The sequence below is a fragment of the Mycobacterium sp. genome (genome assembly GCF_035506235.1).
In the GTDB taxonomy this organism is placed as follows: domain Bacteria; phylum Actinomycetota; class Actinomycetes; order Mycobacteriales; family Mycobacteriaceae; genus Mycobacterium.
This window is the reverse complement of record NZ_DATJPU010000027.1, coordinates 1-4,628: the sequence shown is the minus strand read 5'-3', so window position 1 is coordinate 4,628 and position 4,628 is coordinate 1. Positions and strand designations below refer to the sequence as shown.

Genomic DNA, 4,628 nt, shown 5'->3' with positions numbered 1-4,628 from the left:
TGCGATCAGGCACGGGTTCAGTATCGCGCTCCCGGGCGCAAAGTTTTGAGGAATCTTCGCCAAGAGTGCTTACGCCCGGCTCGCCGCCTCTTGCACGAGCTGGACCCGGGAGTTGACCCCAAGCTTGGCGTACACGTGGCTGAGGTGGGCCTGCACGGTCCTGGGTGAGACGAACAGCCGGGTCGCGATGTCCTTGTTGGCCAGACCCTCGCAGACCAGGCGTGCGACGTCGCGCTCGGCCGGCGTCAGCGACTCCCAACCGCTGCTCGGGCGTTTACGCTCGCCGCGGCCGCGCTGCGCGTAGGCGATCGCCTCCTGGGTGGACAACGCCGCGCCCTCCGCCCAGGCGGCGTCGAAGTCCGCCTCGTCCATCGCGTCGCGCAGCGCCGCGACCGAGGCCTCGTATCCGGCTTGATGGACCTTGAGGCGGACCATCCCTTGGCGCTGCCGGAACGCCTCGGCGGCGCCGAAGAGCCGCGCGGCTTGCCGGCTATCGGCGTCTCTGGCCACATCCGCGAGACACTCGAGGTTGTCGGCGAGGTGTAGATGCACCCCGCAGCCGACTGCGCGAGCGAGGGCATCATGTGCGTCGCGTTCCGCCGCTTCCCGGTCACCTTCGGCCACAGCGACCCGGGCACGGGCCAGTAGAGCCGCCGCCAGGTGCCATCCCGTCGCCACCGCAATGGCGTCGTCGGTCCACCGACGGGCCAGCACAAGGTCGCCTTCGGCCAGCGCCACCTGGATGCCGTTGAACGCACGTTGCGCCGTAGCCACCTCCGGCTGCGCCATGGTCAGGTGTTGCCAGGCCCGCTCGCTCGCGTCACGTGCGGTGCTGACATCCCCGGCCGCCAGCGCCGCGAGCGCGACCGCGGCATGGCCCATTCCCTGAAAGTATTCATCCAGGCCTGACGCGGTCTCGAACGCGGTGTCGGCGGCGGCGCGCGCCGCATCGACCTCCCCTTGGTATGCCAGAGCAACGCTCAGGCCCATGCGACCGGCCGGTTTGAGAATCTCGTCGTGGTCCGCATCGCACTCGGCTACCAGCTCCCGGAAGGCCGCAACGGCTCCGTTCAGGTCACCTTCCATGACGTACGCCCACGCGAGCTCGAAAAGACACCACCGCGAGTTTGGCCGGTCACCGATCGAGTCGGCGAGCTCGCGTCCTTCTGTGCCGGCCGCGCGGGTGGTGATCGGGTCGCCCACGGTGACCGCGGTGTTAGCCTGCCAGGAAAGTATCTGACTCAGCCTCCATCGATCGTCCAGGCTCCGGGCGAACTCGCACGCCTCCGAGTAGTACGTGCGGGCCGCCTCGGCCTCGTATCGATAGCCCGCGACAAAGCCGCAGGCCGTCAGGGCCCGCGCCAGTAGTGCTGGATCACCGAGTTCGCGGGCGATCGCCAGAGCGCGGTCGGCGCGATCGCTACTGCCGCCGACCCACACGTTCAACACTGCCGTGTCGGCGAGGCCACGGGCGCGCACCTCGGCGCGCACCTTGAGGCTGTCCCAATTGTCCTCGGGGACAACGGTATCGAACCATGCGCGACCTTCCAGAACGCGTCCCCGCGTGAGCCATAGCGGTTGCAGCGATGACGCCAGCGACAATGCCCGCTCGGTATCGGAGGCCTCCAAGTAAGACCCCAACGCGTTACGCAAGTTGTCCATCTCGACTTCGGCCTGCGTAAGGAGCTGCCCATAGTCGGTTCTCGCCGGCGCGTCGAGCAGAGCCGCAATCGACGTGTAGTACTCACAGTGCCGGGCCCGGACGGCGTCGGCCTCGCCGGAGTCGCCGAGCTTCTCCAGCGCATACTGTCGTACCGTTTCCAACAGCCGGTATCGCGTTGTGCCCTTGCTGTTTTCGGCGATCACCAGAGATTTGTCGACGAGCAGGGTGAGCTGGTCGAGCACCTGGTAGCGCTGCACCCCGTCGGCCCCGGTGACCGCCTGGGCGGCATCGAGGTCGAAGCCACCCAGAAATACGGCCAGCCGGCGGAACAGGATGCGCTCGGTGTCAGTGAGAAGAGCGTGCGACCAATCCACCGAGGCACGCAGGGTCTGCTGCCGGCGCACAGCGATACGCGAGCCACCGGTCAGGAGACGGAAGCGGTCGTGCAGGCTGTCGACGATCTCCGTCAGCGAGAGGCTGCGCACCCGCGCCGCCGCAAGCTCGATCGCCAACGGCATCCCGTCCAGGCGCCGGCAGATCTCGGTCACCGCGCCGACATTGTCGTCGGTAATGGTGAAGTCGCTCCGGGCCAGCCGGGCACGATCGGCGAACAACTCAACGGCGTCGTTGGACAGCGACAGCGAGGGCACCTGCCAGCCGGCTTCGCCCGTCACGCCGAGCGGCTCACGGCTGGTGGCGAGGAAGGTCAGCCTCGGCGCGGCGCCGAGGAGGGCAGCGACCAACGAGGCGGACGAGTCGAGCAGATGCTCGCAATTGTCCAGCACCAACAGCATGTGACGGTCGCGAAGATGCTGCTGCAGCGTATCGATGGTCGACTTACCGGGCTGGTCGGGCAGCCCCAACGCCCGGGCCGCGGTGACGGGCACGACGGCAGGATGGGTGATCGGCGCCAGATCGACGTAGCAGATTCCGTCGCCGAACTCGGCGTCCATCGCCGTGGCGACCTGCACGGCCAGGCGGGTCTTGCCTGCCCCGCCGGCTCCGGTGAGGGTGACCAGGCGGTTGCTCGCCAGAGCCTCGCGAAGGTTTCCGATTTCCGATTGGCGCCCCACAAAACTCGTGAGCTGGACTGGAAGATTGTGCGAGACAAGGGTCTTGGGAGTACGCAGGGGTGGGAACTCGTTGCGCAGGTCCGGATGAGATAGCTGCACCACGCGTTCGGGCCTGGGGAGATCCCGCAGCGGATGGGTGCCCAGGTCGGTCAGCGAGACATCGGCCGGGAGTTGGTCGACCACCATCAGCTCGGTCGCGCCCGACAACACCGTCTGGCCGCCGTGCGCCAGGTCGCGCAGCCGAGCGGTGCGATTGATCGTCGGGCCGATGTAGTTGCCCTCGTCACGCAGCCGAACCTCGCCCGTGTGGATCCCGATGCGTAACCGGATCGGGGCAAGCGGTGCCCGCTGCAAATCCAGCGCGCAGGCCACCGCGTCGGACGCGCGGGCGAACGCGACCACGAAGCTGTCGCCCTCGCCCTGCTCGACCGGGCGGACTCCATCACGGGCGGTGACGACGTCGGCCAGCACCTGATCCAGGCGCGCGACCGCGGCGGACATCTCGTCGGGCTGCGTCTCCCACAGCCGCGTCGAACCCTCGACGTCGGCCAGCAGCAACGTCACCGTTCCGGTGGGAAGTTCGTTCACGCCCACGGCGCTCCAGTCAGTCTCGCTCATGCTAACCAGCATCGGGTCATGCGCATCACAGAACATCAGCGAAATGGCTAATAGTTGCTCGGGTCGCCCGCGTACGTAGTATCCGACCGTCGGAGAATTTAGGTACTTACGCCGATGGTGTGGCGCGGAGAGCGATCGATAGTCGTGTCATGACCATCGACGCGCCCAGTCCCAGCATCTTCGACATCGCCTGGCCTAGCTTCGCCTATCACGACGTCACTGACCCAGACGAGGCACACGACACAATAGGCCGGGCCCGACGGCGAGCACCGATCGCGATGGGCCCCTATGGGCCGGAGGTGCTCAGCTACGACCTGGTGCGCACCGTGCTGCGCGACTCGCGCCTCACGATGCCCCGCCGAATGAGCCTGGTAGTGCAAGGCATCACCTCGGGACCGCTCTGGGACAAGGTTTGCCAGACGCTCATGTGCGTCGACACCGCGCAACATCACCGGCTGCGTCGCCTCGTCTCAAGGGCCTTCACCCCGCGGGTGGCCGACCGGATGCGCACCGCATGCGTCGACGTCATCAGCAAATTGGTCGACCGCCATACCGCCGCAGGCCGCTGCGACATGGTGCACGACATCGCCCGGCAATACCCGGTCCGGATCATCTGCGCGCTGCTGGGCGCACCGCAGGAGGACTGGCAACTGTTTTCGCGTTGGGCCGATGACATCAGCAAGGCCTTCGGCACCAACGTTGCCGCCGAGGAGTCGGCCATCCTGCGCGCGTGGGGTCGACTCGACGCCTACCTCGAGGACCTGATCGCTCGGCGTCGCCAAGCCCTCGGCGACGATTTGATTTCCGAGCTCATCCGGGTCGAAGACGACGGCGACCGGCTCACCCACGACGAACTCGTCAACCTTGTCGCCACCCTGCTCAACGCGGGCAGCGACACCACACGGAACCAACTGGCCGCCGCCGTGCAGGCCTTGTCCGACCATCCGGGCCAGTGGGCGTTGCTCGCCGAACACCCCGAACTGGCGCCGCAGGCGGTCGAGGAGCTCATGCGCCACTCGCCGATCGTGTTCGCCGCGATTCGGGTGGCGACCACAGACGTCGACTTGGGCGGAGTTCGCGTCCCGGCCGGCGCCTGTGTGGTGGCCAACACCGCGGCCGCCAACCGCGACCCCGGGTCTACGACCATCCCGATCGCCTCGACCTCACCCGCGAGGGCCCGGCACCGATGCTGACCTTCGGCGGAGGTGTGCACTACTGCCTCGGCGCCCACCTCGCCAGGGTCGAACTCGCCGAAGCCCTGAAGGTCATCACCC

General features: G+C 67.6%; 1 protein-coding gene and 1 pseudogene. One reads left to right on the top strand and one right to left on the bottom strand.

Annotated features, from left to right (window positions below):
* Positions 1–69: 69 nt before the first annotated feature.
* The gene (locus VMD50_RS03375; RefSeq protein WP_325424855.1) at positions 70–3,354 is read right to left on the bottom strand and encodes a helix-turn-helix transcriptional regulator; all 3,285 of its coding nucleotides are present in this window, start codon (positions 3,352–3,354) and stop codon (positions 70–72) included.
* Between the two features lie 149 nt (positions 3,355–3,503).
* Here VMD50_RS03375 and VMD50_RS03370 point away from each other — a divergent pair.
* A pseudogene (locus tag VMD50_RS03370) lies at positions 3,504–4,628 on the top strand (cytochrome P450); the annotation flags it as partial.

Excerpts from the sequence above, each read along its gene's own strand:
- VMD50_RS03375 (WP_325424855.1), bottom strand. The coding sequence starts at position 3,354 with ATGAGCGAGACTGACTGGAGCGCCGTGGGCGTGAACGAACTTCCCACC.